Below are 16,650 nucleotides of genomic sequence, written 5' to 3'. Positions count from 1 at the left end.
ACAGGTGGCAAAACGTTTTTCAGATGCTAGTATTAAACATGTAAAAGCGGTTACAACAGAAGGGGGAGGAAGATGGACATACAGAAAAATACGATGCCAAAAAGGAGTAAGCGGGTGACACGTGAAGGGAAGATCATGTTTTTATGTATTGTGCCTTTCTTGGTATTGGTCTTTTTATTCTCTTATTTTCCTTTACATGGTTGGATTTATTCTTTATATGATTACAAACCAGCACTGGGATTGGGACGAAGTGAATTTGTCGGGTTTCGCTGGTTTCGCTTATTGGTGTCAAGTCCTACTCAAGTCGATCAAATCGTACAAGTGATGAAAAATACCTTTGCGATGAGTTTCTTGGGTATTGCCACATCGATTTTGCCAGTCGGATTTGCGATTTTACTGAATGAAATCAAGTGCAAATGGTTCAAAAATTTGGTTCAAACATTGACAACCCTACCTAATTTTATTAGTTGGGTATTGGTTTATACGATAGCCTTCAGTCTTTTTTCATCTACCGGATTGGTCAATACTTTGTTGCAAGAATGGGGATTTGTCACGGATCCAATCAAATTCTTAGATAGTGGCAATCATACATGGTTGATTATGTGTTTATGGAATATTTGGAAGGGATTAGGCTGGGGCGCAATTATGTACTTGGCGGGTATTTCTGGAATTGATCCAGAATTATATGAATCGGCAAGGATCGATGGCGGCAATCGTTTCCACTTGATGCGTCACATTACATTACCTGCACTCATGCCGACATTTTTAGTGATGCTGATGTTATCAATCGCCAATTTGTTGAACAACGGCATGGATCAGTACTTCGTCTTTCAAAATGCCTTTAACAAAAATACGATCCAGGTACTGGATTTATATGTCTATAACTTAGGGATGGGGGGCAACAGCCTATCTCTGGCAACAGCCATTAGTATGCTGAAAAGTGTGATCTCCGTTGCTTTACTGGCAATCGTTAATGGCGCATCTAAAAAAATCAGAGGTACGTCCATTATATAGAAAGGAGTGGCTTTTATGGAGTTGTCACTGACGGAAAAGAAAAGAGAAAAGAAAGTTCGGCAGACCGATGATCTTTGGTTTAAAATCATCAATTATACGTTCTTTGTGGTCATCACATTGATCTGTGCTTACCCTTTTTATTACTTGATCATCAATTCAATCAGCAACAATGAGTTAAGCGCGTTAGGACAAATTCGGTTTTTCCCAGAAGGTATTCATCTTGAAAACTATAGTCAAGTATTGCAATTAAAAGGACTGCCTCTAGCTGCGACAGTTTCGATAGCTAGAACAGTCATTGGAACAGCCGCAACAGTTTTGGCTTCGGCATTTCTAGGATTCATGTTTACACAAGAAAAAATGTGGAAGCGAAAATTTTGGTATCGTTTTGTGGTCATCACGATGTATTTCAATGCTGGGCTGATTCCATTGTTTATTACGATGAAAACATTAGGGCTGACAAATAGTTTTTGGGTCTATATTTTACCAGCAGTCGTACAACCCTTTAATATTATCTTGGTCAAAACGTATATCGAATCCATTCCAAAATCGTTGCAAGAAGCCGCAGAAATGGATGGTGCGGGTATCATTCAAGTTTTCTTCCGCGTGATTTTACCAAACTGCACACCGATTTTGGCGACTGTAGCGATTTTCTCCGCAGTTGGACAATGGAACTCATTCCAAGATACCTTGATTTATATTACTGATCAAAGCCTCTATTCACTGCAATATTTGCTCTATACTTATATCAATCAAGCCAATTCGCTGGCACAGATGGTCAAGAATACCTCGGGATCACTATCGAGTATTGCATCGGCTGCGACAACTCAAACGCCGACATCGATTCGCATGACCGTATCTGTTATCGTTGTTTTGCCTATTATGTTCATTTATCCGCTGTTCCAAAAATATTTTGTCAAAGGAATTATGTTGGGCGCGGTCAAAGGATAATCAAAAGAAAGAGGGAAGAAAATGAAAAAAATGTCCAGATATATGACAACAGGGTTAGTGGCAGTTACATTGCTGGGTGCATTGTCCGCTTGCGGAGGTTCGTCAGATGCAGACCAAGATTCGGCAAGCAGCGATGGCAATTATGATGAAACGATCACCATTGATGTATATGATGGCTTGGCCAATTACATGGGGATGCAAGAAGGTTGGTTCGCGAAAATCGTCAAAGATAAGTTTAATATGGAACTGAATATTATTGCGCCAAATGTGGCTGGAAATGGAGATACATTGTATCAGACACGGACAGCTGCTGGTGATTTAGGTGATTTGATTATTGTAGATAATGGACAGCAATACAATGAGTTGGTTGAAGCGGGTCTGCTGACTGATGCAAGCCAATACTATGAAAACATGGACAATGTACAGCGGTTCGATGCGGCGGTTCAGAATTTAAATGACGGGACGGACGGCATCTACGGCTTTCCTACATCAGTCTCTACCCTTAAGTCTACGGATCCTTCTGAAGGGTTAGACCCGACGTTCGGCGCATATGTCCGGTGGGATCTATATGCGGATCAGGGGTACCCTGAAATCGACACTTTAGAAGATTTGTTGCCTGTGATTCAAAAAATGCAAGAAGACAATCCAACCACTGAGTCTGGGAAAAAAGTCTATGGCTTTTCTCTTTTCGGTGATTGGGATGGCAATATGATGAATGCAGGAAAACAATTGGTTACCTACTATGGGTATGATGAGCAAGGATTTGTCTTAGCCAAGGCTGATGGATCAGACTATCAAAGTATCTTGGCCAGTGACTCTGAATATATTCGGGCGCTTAAGTTTTACTTCCAAGCTAACCAATTAGGGTTGATCGATCCAGAATCAACAACGCAAAACTATGATACCTTGTTTGCAAAATTCCAAGATGGGCAGGTGCTATTCTCATGGTGGCCGTGGTTAGGACAAGCTGCCTTTAATACAACCACCAACTTAGATGCTGGTAAAGGGTTCATGTTGGCACCTATCCAAGATCAGACCATTTTCTCTTATGGCGCTGAAGTATATGGCGGCAAACAGTTCATAGGTATTGGATCAAATGCGGAAGACCCAGAAAGAATTGCTGCTTTTATTGACTGGCTGTACTCTGCAGAAGGTGTGTTGGCAAATTCCTCGCAAACTAGCGGCAGCAGCGGTCCAGAAGGTTTGACTTGGGAAATGAAAGATGGCGAACCGGTACTCACTGACTTCGGGAAACAAGCGTTGTTAGATGGAAATGGCGATGTACCAGAAGAATATGGCGGTGGTACGTACAAAGATGGTGTGTCTGCATTGAATGTCAATACGGTTTTACCAATTGATACCAATCCAGATACTGGTTTCCCTTATGCGTATACAATGTGGGAAAGCTATCAAAATGAGAACACCAATCCAGTAAAAGAAGATTGGTCCAAGAATATGGATGATGCAGAGTCAACGATTGCCTATCTGGAAGATCATGACCAATTGGCAGTTGCTCCCGGTGCAAGTTATGTCGCACCAGAGGACAGTTCAGAAATCTCGACATTGAGAAATCAAGCGAAGTCAACGATTGTTGAGTATTCATGGAAAATGGTTTTTGCAAAAGATCAAAGTGAGTTCGATAAACTGTTGAAAGAAATGCAAGATACTGCTGATGGCTTAGGCTATCAAACTGTCTTGGACTTTGATATGGCGAATGCCAAAGATCAAAATACGAAACGAGAAGAAGTGGCCAAAGAGTTTGGCGATGCAGATTAAAAAATGATCCAGTGAAATACAAACGATAGTACGGCATAAACTGTTGCGAAAAAAGATCGATCCTTAGCTTCAGGATCGATCTTCTTTTTTTTAGGAGGAAATGTGATGATAATAGAAAAAAAAGACCGAATACTTTTTGTGGGAGATTCGATCACAGATAGCAATCGTAATTATGAGGCTATCCCTGCTGGATGGTCGTCGTGGGGGGATGGCTATGTCAATTTGATCAATGCTTACACCACGGCTTTGCTGCCCCGTGAGGAGTTGATGATCGTCAATCGTGGCGTCAGCGGCGACACCATCCTTGATTTGAAGAAGAGGTGGCAAGTAGATGTACTCGATTTTAAGCCAGACTGGCTTACGATCATGATTGGTGTGAATGATGTCTGGCGTCACTTTGATGGAACCTTTGCACAAACGCCATTGGTTTCATTAGATCGATTTGAAAGCGAACTACAGACGTTGATTGAACGAACATTGCCTCATGTAAAAGGCATCATTTTACTGAGCCCGTTTATGGTTGAGCAAAATGAGAAAGATCCAGTTCGAGAAATGCTGTTGGGATATCAACAAGTGATCCAAACACTTGCCGAAACATTCGGATTGCCCTATGGAAACGTACAAGAAAAGATCGATGATTTTTTGAGACACCAATCGTCTTATGTACTAAGTAGTGATCGGGTGCATCCATCACTTGCTGGTCATGTGTTGATTGCGAAGACATGGCTTGAAACGACAGGTATTCTGGAGGGAAAAGATGCAGACAATCGCTGAGATCACACAGGTCGCCAATCAAGGTCCTTTTGCACCAAACTGGTCATCATTAGGGCGGTTTTCAATGCCAGAATGGTTTGTAAAAGCCAAATTCGGGATTTTTGTCCACTGGGGTCTTTACAGTATCCCCGCGTATAATAACGAGTGGTATTCTAGAAATATGTATTTGAAAGGCCACCCAGAATTTGACCATCATGTCGCAACCTATGGTCCACAAAAAGAATTTGGCTATAAAGACTTTATTCCCATGTTTACTGCTACCGCATTCGATGCACAAGAATGGATGAAGGTTTTTAAAAAAGCTGGTGCCCAATATGTATTTCCTGTAGCAGAACATCATGATGGCTTTCAAATGTATCAAAGCAGCGTCTCCACATGGAATGCTGCCGAGAGGGGGCCGAAAAAAGACATTTTGGCTGAGCTAAAGCAAGCAGCAGAAGACCAATCGCTGCATTTTTGCACATCTTCCCATCGTGCGGAACACTGGTTCTTTATGGGACACGGCAAGGAATTTCCTAGTGATGTAGTGGAACCATTACAAAAGGGAGATTTTTATTGGCCAGCGATGCCAGAGCCAGATAATCAAGATTTATACAGTGAACCTTATCCCACGGAAGAATTTCTAGACGATTGGCTGCTAAGAACTTGCGAATTAGTGGATGAGTATCAACCGGAATTGCTGTATTTCGATTGGTGGATCCAGCATGAGGCATTTAAGCAACATCTGCAATTGTTTGCCGCATATTACTATAACCGTGGTGTGGAGTGGGGCAAGCAAGTAGCAATTTGTTACAAGCATGATGCGCTGATGTTTGGCACCGGTATCGTTGAAATTGAAAGAGGGAAATTCGCCGAACCGCAACCGTTTTATTGGCAAACGGATACAGCAATCGCACGAAATTCATGGTGTTATACAACCACCTTAGACTATAAGTCAAGCAGTGAGATCATTCGAGACTTGATCGAAGCCGTGAGTAAAAATGGCAATATGTTATTAAACGTTGGGCCAGATGGACAAGGAAAGATTCCTGACAAGGATCAAGAGATACTCGCAGATATTGGTGTGTGGTTAACGATGAACGGCACGGCCATTTATGAAAGCAAACCATGGCGTATCGCTGGTGAGGGACCGACCACTATAACAGCAGGTCAATTTCAAGAAAACAAGGTCACACAGTATACAAGTCAGGATTTTCGCTTTACGATTCAAGGTGATTCGTTGTATGCTATGCAAATGATCAGCCCAATGGACGGCCACGCATGTATTCAATCCTTGTCTTTGTCTAGCGATCAAAACTTGCCGGCCTTTCATGGTATCATTCAAAACGTTGCACTAGTAGGACATCCCCAACAAAATCTCGATTGGCAAGCGACACATGATGGATTGTCTATCAACTTTGCGCCAATCGAAACAGATAAACCAATCGTGTTTAAAATTACAATGAAATGAGGCATCCAAGTGTTACACAAAAAAATTGAGGCACTACGACCAAATAGCCAAGCAACATTGACCACTTATATCATAGAGAATTCAGCTGAGATCGAAGTGAATCGCCTTCGCCCCGCAGTCATTATTTGTCCAGGAGGCGGGTATGAAATGCTCTCTGATAGAGAAGCAGAACCGATTGCCATCAAGATGATGAGCTTTGGCTTTCACGCGTTTGTGCTTCATTACAGTATCAAACCAGCTGTCTATCCTATCGCGTTGACGGAATTGGCAACAGCCGTTCAATTAGTGCGCCAGCAGCATGAAGCGTGGCATGTGGATCCGGATAAAATCATCGTTGCGGGATTTTCTGCAGGCGGCCATTTGGCTGCCAATCTAGGTGTATCATGGCAGGAACCATTCTTATCAGAATTGCTTGATGGACAAAAAGAAGAGTGGAAGCCGAATGGCTTGCTGCTAAGTTATCCTGTCTTATCAAGTGGTAAGTTTGCGCATGAAGGATCATTCCAGTCGCTTTTGGCAGATGCATACGTAGAGCAAAAAGACGCGCTTTCACTTGAACATCTTGTATCCGCACTTACGCCACCTACTTTTTTATGGCATACATTAGAAGATGGGTTGGTCGCAGCAGAAAACAGTTTGTTGTTTGCAGAGCAGTTACGGAAGTACGATGTTCCTTATGAAATGCATATTTTTCCGAGAGGGGGCCATGGTCTGAGTCTAGGGACCAAGGAAACAGCAAATGGCGGTATTCATAACATTGAACCGTCAGTTGTCCGTTGGCCTGAGTTGTTCGCAGATTGGGTGAAGTGGAATATTTGATTTTGAATGTTTCATGAGTAAATAAATTAAAGCGGCGCTCTTCTAAATATGAAGTAATCTAATAAGAAGCGACCTAAAAGGTAGATTTTTAGTCTAACTTTTAGGTCGCTTCAATAATGTCTAGTATGTGTCTCTTTTTTCCTTCGATTACTTAGGTGAAGGTGATTCATTTGATGTAGACCAAATAATCTTCCCTCGATAAAAACTCTTCGATACAACGCCTTTACGTGCTACGAAGGCAGCAGAGGATGTAGCAGTCGTAAGCACGAAGTTTGCTTCGTCGCCAACTTTCGGCCATTGTTGCAGACCTGTTTGGTCGATCGTGACCTTGCCGTCCGTGACCAGCCCCAATGCCTCAGTCAATGCCTCTTGGGTGTTGATACCAAATATCTCTAAATAACGAACCAATTTTTCTTGCAAAGATCCGTCACCCAATGAAGACCACGAATCATAGACGTTGTCACAACCGATATGGACTTTCACACCATAACTTTGGAGTTCTTTTAATGGTGGAATCGTATGCGGCGAGAGAGGGATGCTAGAAATAATATGAATATTTAGGTCAGCTAAAGCTTTGAAGACTTGTGCCCGTTCCTTCCCCTCAAAATCATTCAGTCCAAAGGCATGACTGATCGACACGTTGCCTTCTAAACCGTGAACGTGGGTTAAGCGTATGATTTCTTTGATCGTGGCTCTGCCAGCTTCTTGTCGGTCATGAAGATGGATATCGATACCTGTATGATGCTTTGTTGCCAATTCAAAGGTTTGTTTCAAAGAGGCTTTGTAGTCTTCATCTAAAGTATAGGGATCCACACCGCCAATCAGTGCAGCCTTTCCAGTCGCTAGAGCCGCTTCGATCAAAGGCTTCGCTTGGCTGCGAAGTAGCCCATGCTGTGGGAAAAGAACGAGTTCAGAGCCAAAAGACTTTTGTGCCACCAATCCAGCAATAGCGTCAAAATACCGCAATTCAGTCATCGGTTCGATATCAATATGAGAGCGGAAAAAGATCGTTCCGTGAGGGAGTTCGGCATCAATCAATGCCTCTGCACGGTCTTCGATGGATAACGGCAATGCATCTAATTGTGGAATCTCTGATTCAAAGCGTTCAACTAATGATGCCGCTGGCGTCACAGGTCGCCATGCCGTCCCTAATTTGCTTTTGTCCAAATGACAATGTTTTTCTACCAAACCTGGTAAGAGCAGTTGGTTTTTTCCATCTAAGATTTTTGCAGTTTGGTCTTCTATCCATTGATCCATCGGTAAAACAGCGGCAATGGTGCCATCATTGATACCGATTGCTGAGACTTGTTTTTGTGTATCATACGCCCAGTCATCTTGTTTTAAATAGGTGGTTTCAATAAGAACGTTGATTAGCCATACGTCCAAGACATCGCCTTCTTTCTTTTTTTACTATGTTAACATATCTAAATCTTTTTTTAGATTAGTCAACTTATAAGGCGGTCAGGTGTAAGTGGTGCGGCTTGCATTCATTATTGAGTCGTGTAGGATAGATATAAAGCAAGAAGTCGATAGACTGGATAGAGATTAACAAGGAGGCGCTTTTATGGTAAATCATCAATCATTTCAATTATCTGCAGAAGAATTACCCCATCAGACTCAAGAATATTTAGAAACACTTTTTGCTGTAGGCAACGGTCAGATTGGTGTGCGCGCGGGGCACCCGCTGAAGGTGAATCAATTTTATCCTGGAAATCCTGGTGTCTTCGTGAATGGTTTTTTTGATAGTGAACCCATTCAGTATGGAGAATGGGCCTATGGTTATGCCAAGAACCATCAGACAATCTGTAAGCTGCCCAATTTACGTGGTGTAGTTTTGCGTATCGGACAAGAAAAGTCATCTGACAGTGAATGGCAGACAAAACGGACAGTAATGGATATCGATTTGTCTACGGGAGTGCTAACAGAAACTTACCACATCACAACACCGTCAAATAAGCAGTTTGATCTACATATGGCCTCCTTTGCTTCGATGACGCGAAGAGAGTTATATGCCTGTCGCTATACCATTAAGAACTGCGATTTTTCGGATGCAGTTGAACTTACGCATACGCTAGACCAATCGTTTTATACAATTAAGACAGATGATCCTCGCGTGGCCAATAAAAATCATCAGCTAGAAAAAGAATCAATTGCAGATTATCATATTTGGACGGCGCCTCATAGCAACAAACGGATTGCACTGCGCTTAGATTTAAAACCCCATCAACTGGTTGAGGGTGCTTCTCTGGAAGCTATTTTTCAGTTGGCACTGTTGGATGACAACCAGACAGCACCTTTTCAAAATCAATGCGTAGCGTATTCACTTTTATTAGAAGAACAAAGGAATAGTTACCGTGGTTTTTGGGAAAAAAGTGATATCTTGATCGGCGGCAATGAACAATTGCAAAAAGGCATAAGGTTTAATCTATTTCATTTGAACCAAGGCGCTGGCAGGGATGGCAAAACCAATTTTGCTGCGAAAGGATTGACGGGTGAAGGCTATGAAGGCCATTATTTCTGGGATACAGAAATGTATCTATTGCCTTTTTTCATCTATACAAATCCAGAAGTTGCAAAACAATTACTGACTTATCGAGGCAGTATTTTGCCGCAAGCCAAAGCAAGAGCACAAGAATTGGGGCAATCAGGTGCATTGTTTGCTTGGCGGACTATTGATGGCAATGAAACTAGTGCCTATTATCCAGCTGGAACAGCGCAACTGCATATCAATGCAGACATCGTTTATGGATTCCAATTGTACGAGCGTGTTACCGGAGATCATTCGTTAATGGAAGGAATTGGCAAGGATGTTGTATTTGAAACCGCAAAGTTTTGGCTGGATTATGGAACTTATGCCCGCAAGCATGGGCAAGATTGCTTTGGTATTCATGGAGTGACTGGGCCGGATGAATATAGTGCCCTTGTCAATAACAATTTTTACACCAACAAAATGGTGCAAAATAATCTTTACTATGCGTCAGAGCTAGCAGAACGCTACGGTATGTATACTGAAGAGAGCAGCAAATGGTTAGCGGCAGCAGATGCAATGTACTTCGGTTTTGATGAGGAACGTAAAATCACTCAACAAGATGACTGCTTTTTAGATCAAGCAGTCTGGCCTTTTGAAGAAACGCCGGCTGAGAATTATCCATTGCTGCTTCATTATCATCCAATGATCATTTACAAATATCAAGTGTGTAAGCAAGCGGATACTGTACTTGCTGAGATGTTATTTACAGGCGATTTTAGTCTGGAACAATTAGCCCGTGACTATGATTACTATGAAAAAGTTACCACCCATGACTCATCGTTATCGCGTTCGATCTTTAGTGTGATGGCTAGCCGAATTGGCGATACTGAAAAAGCATATAGTTACTTTATGGATACAGCATTAATGGATCTCACTGATTTGCAAAAAAATGTCGAGGATGGCATCCATGCTGCCAATATGGGGGGGAGTTGGTTAAGCTTGATTTACGGTTTTGCAGGACTGTACTATGATCAAGGCTTGCGAATGACGAACCATTTACCAAAAGAAATTGAGCAGTTGTCCTTTACGCTTACCTATTTAGGTGAGTCCGTGAAAGTCACTTTGGATAAAGGGAACATTGCCTGTGTGTTGCAAATAGATTCTCTGTTGGTTGTTGAAGAGATGGATGGGGGCATTCGGATCAGACAGAAATAAGTAAATCATGAATAGATACATCAAAAAGGTTGCCGCTTGCAACCTTTTTTTGCATAGTTAACAGTTGACACACCCACCATAAAGCGTAGGATAAAAGTAAAGCATTCTATCCTAAAAAGGCGGTTCTTCGATGACATCTAATCCAGCCCATCACGCACTATTTGTTCTAAGTAATACACTGACGATCGTTCCGTATATTTTTTTTCTTTCGATCAGTAAGGAACAGACCTTATTCGCTATATTGGCATTTGTTTTATATTATACGTTCAAAATGACTGGGGTCTTTTTTTTACAAACCTTACCCCAATTTTCGACTTCAGCTTTGTTGACGATCAGTTTTTGGATTGGCACAGTTGGGGCGCTTTTCGGCATCTTTAGTATGGTTTGGGGAAGTGCGCTTTTACCGGCAGCGGCCTTGATTGGCTTGAGCGCTGCTTGGATACCGCCTGCAGATCTCATGTATCGTCAACAAGCACAGCTGCAAGAACGATCACTAAAGAATGATTGGCGATGGGTGCTTATCTATTTGGTGCTGCTTCTGGGGGCCATTCAGTTGAATGGTAAATGGCAAGCAGTCGGATTATTTACTGGCTATTTGTTCTTGTTTATTTCTGCTATCTGGCAGAGTGGGAAGATCAATGTTCGGCCTAGAGGTGTATGGCAAATGCTAAAGCAAGTGACAGGAAAACAGCTGTTGGCTTATTTATTGTTTTTTGGTCTGCTTTTCTTATTGCGGACTGGACGACTGCTGAAGTCAAACACATTGTTTGAATGGGCGCTTTTTGGTTTTATGTTTGTGTTTGCTTTACTGATGCTGACAGTGGGGAGAAGAAGTCAGTTCTGGCGGATGCCATTTTATTTGAATGTGTTGACGTTTTTGCATGGAATCGTGGGGAATTTTTTGTTTTTATTTGGCTCAGTCTACGTTGGCGCGCGGTTTGGTCAAGCGGTTTTGACTTCTCATGTATATATTCCATATGCGATCGGTCTGTTTGTTTCAATGACTTTTGGTGTTTTTTTAGAAAAGAAGCTTGGGGCATCTACGATTTTCGTGCATCTTTCCGGATTGATCCTTTGCACATGGCTTTTTTGCTTTGATGCAATGTTGCCTATAGGAATGGCAGGCATTAGTTTTTTTAATGGCGGCTTGAATCGTTGGCTTGGCCAACGTTATCGGATGTTGACTGCAGAAACGATCGAAAATAGAAGTTTAGCCAAATATGCGACACAGAGCAAGGGAAGTTTAGTCCATCAATTTCTTTTGATGGGACTGTTGTTTGGGTTGATCCAAAAAGCGCAACTTCCTGTAAATGCGATTTTTCGCTTATCCAGTACATCAGGAACGCTGCACCAGGAAACAATCGTTGGCGTATTAGATCCAGCAAAATGGGTTTCTGCTGTTAGTATCATCCTCTTGTTTCTTGTCGCGGGGTGTTATTTCCGAAAAGATTTAAAACAGAACCCATTGCCATGATACATTGGATCAATGGACTTAAGAACAGTGAGAACTGTTCTTTTTTTGCAACCGGATAAAAACCGAACGTTGATCAGAAAAGTGTCATTTATCATCACGATTATTATTGCGCTTTTTTTGTTTAGCGTTAAAATAAGAACATCCCACGTTTAAAAGAGGAACATTGTCCTTTTTTAGCGTGTTTTATGATGAATGGAGGCTTTACTGCATGACCACCGAGAGTTATTTCAAAGGGGACGTGTTTCATACACCAACAGATGGAAAATTAGAATTTCTCGAAGATGCTTTGATTCAAGTTGATTCTGCTGGCATCATCACAAAAGTAATAAAAAAAACCGATAAGCACTACGAGAAAGCCTGTCAACAGGCTGACATCACTTTGTCTTTGAGCACGGGACAATGTTTTTTGCCAGGGTTTGTTGACTTGCATGTCCACGCACCACAATGGCCGCAAGCGGGTATCGCCCTGGATGAGCCTTTGAATGTATGGCTTGACGAATGTACATTTCCTTTGGAAGCCAAATATGCGGATACTGATTTTGCCCAACAGGTCTATGCAGATTTGGTCACGCAATTACTGTCTAGAGGGACAACAACGGTTTTATATTTTGCGACGATCCATTTAGAAGCGAGTCTGTTGTTGGCGAAGATCTGTGTCGAAAAAGGACAACGAGGGTTAGTCGGCAAAGTTGTGATGGATGATCCACAAGCCAATCCAGATTTTTATCGAGATGCATCGACTGAAGCTGCTTTACAAGAAACCGAACAATTTATCCAAAGCGTCCAAAAGTTGGCTGAATCTGCCCTGCAAGGTGTATATCCAGTTGTCACGCCAAGATTTGTTCCCAGCTGTACCGATGAAGGACTAGCTGGTCTAGGCGCGTTGGCACAAAAATATGATGTCCATGTGCAAACACATTGCAGTGAAGGACAATGGGAACATGACTTTGTCCAAGAACGTTTTGGCAAGACGGATACTGAAGTGTTAAAAGATTTTGGTTTATTGAAAGAAAAAGCGGTTATGGCCCATGGCAATTTTATTCGTCCCCAAGATGGGGCACTGTTTATTGAAACTGGCGCGGCAGTTGCCCATTGTCCAATCTCAAATGCATATTTTGCTAATGGGGTGATTCCCATCAAACAATTGAAAAAGCAAGGTGTCACAATTGGCTTAGGGACTGATATATCTGGCGGATTTTCGCCTAGTTTATATGACAATATCAAACAAGCGGTGATGTCATCGCGTATGCTTGAAGATGGTGTTGATGTCACGCGTGCCCAACATGAACGTGGGGTGGCGGATTCGCGTATTTCTGTGATAGATGCCTTTTCCCTTGCTACAAAAGGCGGCGGTGACGCTTTGCAATTGCCTATTGGGGTTATCAAAGAAGGGTATGCTTTCGATGTTCAAGTCATTGATTCCCGAAATCAAGGCAATCCATTACCCGATTTTGGTGTCTTTCCAACACCGGAAGCACGATTGCAAAAAATCTTGTACCTAGCGACAATGCAAAATATTCGTCAAGTATGGGTCCAAGGAAAAAAAGTACATGACAAACAAGGAGAATGAGTACGTGGAAACTTCAAAAAATAAACATTTAACGATTGGCATCAATGACGATATTCCTTTTGGACAAGCAGTGATATTAGGGCTGCAACATGTTTTAGCGATGGATGTCTATGTACCGCCATTTATTATTGCCACAGCTGTGGCGATGTCATCATCAGATGCCTCCGGATTGATCCAATCAACTTTTTTAGGGGCAGGGATTGCTTCTTTGATCCAAGTATTATTTTTTCTGAAATTACCTGTTTGCCAAGGGCCATCTTTCGTACCAGTGGGTGCGATCATTGGGATCTACTTTGGGGCGAAAGGCATGGATACTGTATTAGGTGCGAGTATCGTTGGTGCAATTGCAGTTGTTTTGCTCGGTTTTACAGGCATTTATAAGTATATCGTTCGACATTTTATTCCAACGATCGTTAGTGGAACGATCATCATGATCGTTGGCTTGACGTTGCTGCCAACAGCATTTACGAGTAATATTTATCCTGCAACGGAAACTTTGAGTGCAAATCAGAATATGCTTTTAGCAGCGATCACTGCGGCTATCTTGATTCTTTTTTCTATGTTAGGGGACTATTTCCCGGGATTAGGCAAATACTTTCGTATCAGCTCTGTCATCATTGCTTTAGTCATCGGGACGACGATTGCATCATTCATGGGCGGGGTTGATTTTCAATCAGTTGCAGAGGCGCCATTGTTTAGTTTGCCTAAGTTGGCCTTTGTTCATTATGGTTTGCACTTCGATATTTCTGCCATCTTGACCATGCTGGTGATTTATATGGTATTGTTGGCAGAAACAACAGGTACTTGGTATGCGGTCAGCTCTGTGACCGAAGAACCGATCACGGATGAACAAATCAATAAAGGGGTCATTGGCGAAGGATTAGGTTGTATGGTGGCCGCTTTGGTGGGCACGACACCAGTCACTGGTTACTCAACAAATGCAGGAATTATTTCGATCACTGGTGTGGCGAGCAAAAAAGTTTTTGTTATGGCTTCATGTTGGTTCATTTTGTTGTCCTTTATTGGCAAACTATCTGCCTTGATCCACGCAGTTCCTTCTTCAGTGATTGGCGGTGTATTCGCGGTGGTTTGTGTCATCATCTTGCTCAGCGGATTTCGTGTGATCAAGAATCAAGCATTTTCCGAGCGGGAATTGTACATCATTGGGGTTCCTTTGATTATCGCCATCGGTCTTTTATTTATGCCAACAGAAATCAAAGAATCCGCACCTCAATTTTTGCAATACCTGCTTGATTCGCCAATTGCGCTAAGCGCAATTGCTGCAATCGTGATGAACAAATTGATTCCAGTGAAAAACTGAGATCCATTTTAGACAAAGCAAGCGGACGTCAAATTGGCTGGCCGCTTGCTTTTATGTTACATAAACGTGTTAAAGCGGTTTATTTGTAATATTTGAAAATGATCATTGGGTAAATCAGTTTAATTTCAAATTAATTAACGAAATTGGTTTGAATATATCCGGGTATTTTCCTTTTGTTATAAGGATTCTTCGCTATTCTTACAAAACGTAAGAATTTTGTCTTTTTTTCACTCAAATTGTAACGCAGTTATCACCTATGAAATATTCTTCGATGTTAGACTAGTGCATGCGCTTGAGTTATTTCAACTCTCGCATATCGATGTTTATCAAAGAAGGAGATATTACTATATGAAATCTTTTAAAACTGTTTTACTAAGTACAGCTGTCTTGGCCGGGTTTGGTCTTTTCTTAGGTGGCAAAGATGCCTTTGCCGACGAACAATATACTGTTCAATCTGGTGACACACTATCCACTATTGCATACAATTACTTTGGCTCTGCAGATGCAGTCGATGCCATTGCTGAAGCAAATGATATTGCAAATATCAATTTGATCTATGTTGGTGAATCGTTGGTGATTCCTACTGATGATAGCGATTATACAGCCTCTTCTTATGAAGGATCATCTTCCTCATATGCAGCAGCTAGTGAACAACCTGCCCAATCAGAAGCATCTCAAGCCAGCAGCAGCCAAGCGTCATCAAATTCAGAAAGTACAACAAGCTATACATCTTCAGCAACAGGTTCTGAATCTTCTGCTAAAGAATGGATTGCCAACAAAGAGTCAGGTGGCTCATATACAGCGACGAATGGTCAATACTATGGTCGTTACCAATTAACAAATTCATATTTAAACGGTGATTACTCAGCAGCCAATCAAGAAAAAGTTGCCGATGAGTATGTAGCTTCACGTTATGGTTCTTGGACAGCAGCCAAAGCTTTCTGGGAAGCCAATGGATGGTACTAAACATCTAACGAACAGACCTTTCGGGGTCTGTTTTTTTATTCATATCTGTTTGATTGACATACTATTGCAAGGTATAATGTTAACAAAGGTTTTCTGTTTTATCGATGGGAAACAGCTGGTCTGGAGCGTAAATCAAATCTGTGCAGTAATGAAACCGTTATTATAGGCGGAAATCATCAGTATATTGCGTCGATAGTACTTACCAAGCAATTCTATCTAGAGTGTAAGGACCTGATTTATTAGTATTAAGAAGAAAGTCGTTCCCTCGGGATCATGGGTACGATATTGGTTGCATTGGCTGGGTTCTTTGGTATAGGACGCCGGAAGAAATCAGAAGAAGATCAAGATAAATAAAATCATAGGGAAGGGCAAATGAATGGATGAGCAACAAGTAGCTTCTAGAATCGATCAATTCAAACGTTTTGGTGAAAGTTTACCTGGTGCAAAAGTATACTATCGAGAGGACTGGGGAACGATTTATTTTGATTTGCTGGGCAAACAATTCGGAATGATGTCGCCAGAACCTACTGCAGATACATTGATTACGCTAAAAAATTTACCTGAAGTGAATGAATCTTTGCGGGAGCAATTCCCCGGTGTGATTATTCCAGGATATTATGCAAACAAAACACATTGGAACTCCATAAAAATTGCAAACGAAGAAATGGATCCTCAGGCAGTGGAATCACTGATCAAAGTTTCCTATGACCTAGTAAAAGAGAAGTTAACGAAAAAGCAAAAAGCTGCATTGCTTGAGATGTAGTATCTCCCAAACGAGGTTGCTCAGAAGAAGAAAAGGACTTGCAAGGTAGACAACAACGTCTACCTTGCAAGTCCTTTTTAGTATGCTTTC

13 protein-coding genes and 1 pseudogene are annotated in these 16,650 nt (G+C 41.8%); 13 read left to right on the top strand and 1 reads right to left on the bottom strand.

Going from position 1 to position 16,650, the window contains the following annotated elements:
* Positions 1-72: 72 nt before the first annotated feature.
* From ACYVRS_RS01480 to ACYVRS_RS01455, 6 genes are all read left to right on the top strand, one after another.
* Entirely contained in the window at positions 73-1,014 is a 942-nt protein-coding gene (locus ACYVRS_RS01480; protein ID WP_313509173.1) for an ABC transporter permease, read from the top strand.
* 15 nt (positions 1,015-1,029) lie between these two features.
* Positions 1,030-1,962, top strand: coding sequence for a carbohydrate ABC transporter permease (locus ACYVRS_RS01475; protein ID WP_461202265.1), 933 nt, complete (start codon positions 1,030-1,032; stop codon positions 1,960-1,962).
* A gap of 21 nt (positions 1,963-1,983) precedes the next feature.
* Entirely contained in the window at positions 1,984-3,738 is a 1,755-nt protein-coding gene (locus ACYVRS_RS01470) for a type 2 periplasmic-binding domain-containing protein (RefSeq protein ID WP_054114483.1), read from the top strand.
* Between the two features lie 105 nt (positions 3,739-3,843).
* The gene (locus tag ACYVRS_RS01465) at positions 3,844-4,512 is read left to right on the top strand and encodes an SGNH/GDSL hydrolase family protein (protein ID WP_461198087.1); all 669 of its coding nucleotides are present in this window, start codon (positions 3,844-3,846) and stop codon (positions 4,510-4,512) included.
* Positions 4,496-5,962, top strand: a complete 1,467-nt coding sequence (locus ACYVRS_RS01460) for an alpha-L-fucosidase (protein WP_313539614.1) — start codon at positions 4,496-4,498, stop codon at positions 5,960-5,962. The genes ACYVRS_RS01465 and ACYVRS_RS01460 overlap by 17 nt, the downstream gene beginning before the upstream one ends.
* 9 nt (positions 5,963-5,971) lie before the next feature.
* A complete protein-coding gene (locus ACYVRS_RS01455) occupies positions 5,972-6,781 on the top strand; it encodes an alpha/beta hydrolase (protein WP_461202263.1) in 810 nt (269 codons plus the stop codon).
* A gap of 147 nt (positions 6,782-6,928) precedes the next feature.
* Here ACYVRS_RS01455 and ACYVRS_RS01450 read toward each other — a convergent pair whose 3' ends face one another.
* Positions 6,929-8,167: an amidohydrolase family protein gene (locus tag ACYVRS_RS01450; protein ID WP_312499991.1), complete on the bottom strand. Its 1,239-nt coding sequence runs from the start codon at positions 8,165-8,167 to the stop codon at positions 6,929-6,931.
* A 178-nt stretch (positions 8,168-8,345) separates the two neighbouring features.
* Between ACYVRS_RS01450 and ACYVRS_RS01445 the strand changes: the two genes are divergently transcribed.
* From ACYVRS_RS01445 to ACYVRS_RS01415, 7 genes and pseudogenes are all read left to right on the top strand, one after another.
* Positions 8,346-10,466, top strand: a complete 2,121-nt coding sequence (locus ACYVRS_RS01445; RefSeq protein WP_461202261.1) for a glycoside hydrolase family 65 protein — start codon at positions 8,346-8,348, stop codon at positions 10,464-10,466.
* A 130-nt stretch (positions 10,467-10,596) separates the two neighbouring features.
* On the top strand, positions 10,597-11,940 hold the full coding sequence (locus tag ACYVRS_RS01440) for a hypothetical protein (protein ID WP_461202259.1): 1,344 nt from the start codon (positions 10,597-10,599) through the stop codon (positions 11,938-11,940).
* A 208-nt stretch (positions 11,941-12,148) separates the two neighbouring features.
* A complete protein-coding gene (guaD, locus tag ACYVRS_RS01435; protein ID WP_461202257.1) occupies positions 12,149-13,510 on the top strand; it encodes a guanine deaminase in 1,362 nt (453 codons plus the stop codon).
* A 4-nt stretch (positions 13,511-13,514) separates the two neighbouring features.
* Entirely contained in the window at positions 13,515-14,831 is a 1,317-nt protein-coding gene (locus ACYVRS_RS01430) for a uracil-xanthine permease family protein (protein ID WP_235505458.1), read from the top strand.
* A 348-nt stretch (positions 14,832-15,179) separates the two neighbouring features.
* Positions 15,180-15,797 carry an aggregation-promoting factor gene (gene apf, locus ACYVRS_RS01425; RefSeq protein ID WP_312499553.1) on the top strand — a complete coding sequence of 206 codons (618 nt, stop codon included), beginning with the start codon at positions 15,180-15,182 and terminating at the stop codon, positions 15,795-15,797.
* A 264-nt stretch (positions 15,798-16,061) separates the two neighbouring features.
* Positions 16,062-16,151: pseudogene (locus ACYVRS_RS01420) on the top strand (hypothetical protein); the annotation flags it as partial.
* A gap of 22 nt (positions 16,152-16,173) precedes the next feature.
* Positions 16,174-16,560, top strand: a complete 387-nt coding sequence (locus ACYVRS_RS01415) for an MmcQ/YjbR family DNA-binding protein (RefSeq protein WP_312499551.1) — start codon at positions 16,174-16,176, stop codon at positions 16,558-16,560.
* The last annotated feature ends 90 nt before the right edge of the window (positions 16,561-16,650 follow it).

The sequence above is a fragment of the Enterococcus salsurae genome (assembly GCF_054784955.1).
Note: the sequence above shows the minus strand (reverse complement) of the source record. Positions and strands in the feature narration are given on the sequence as shown.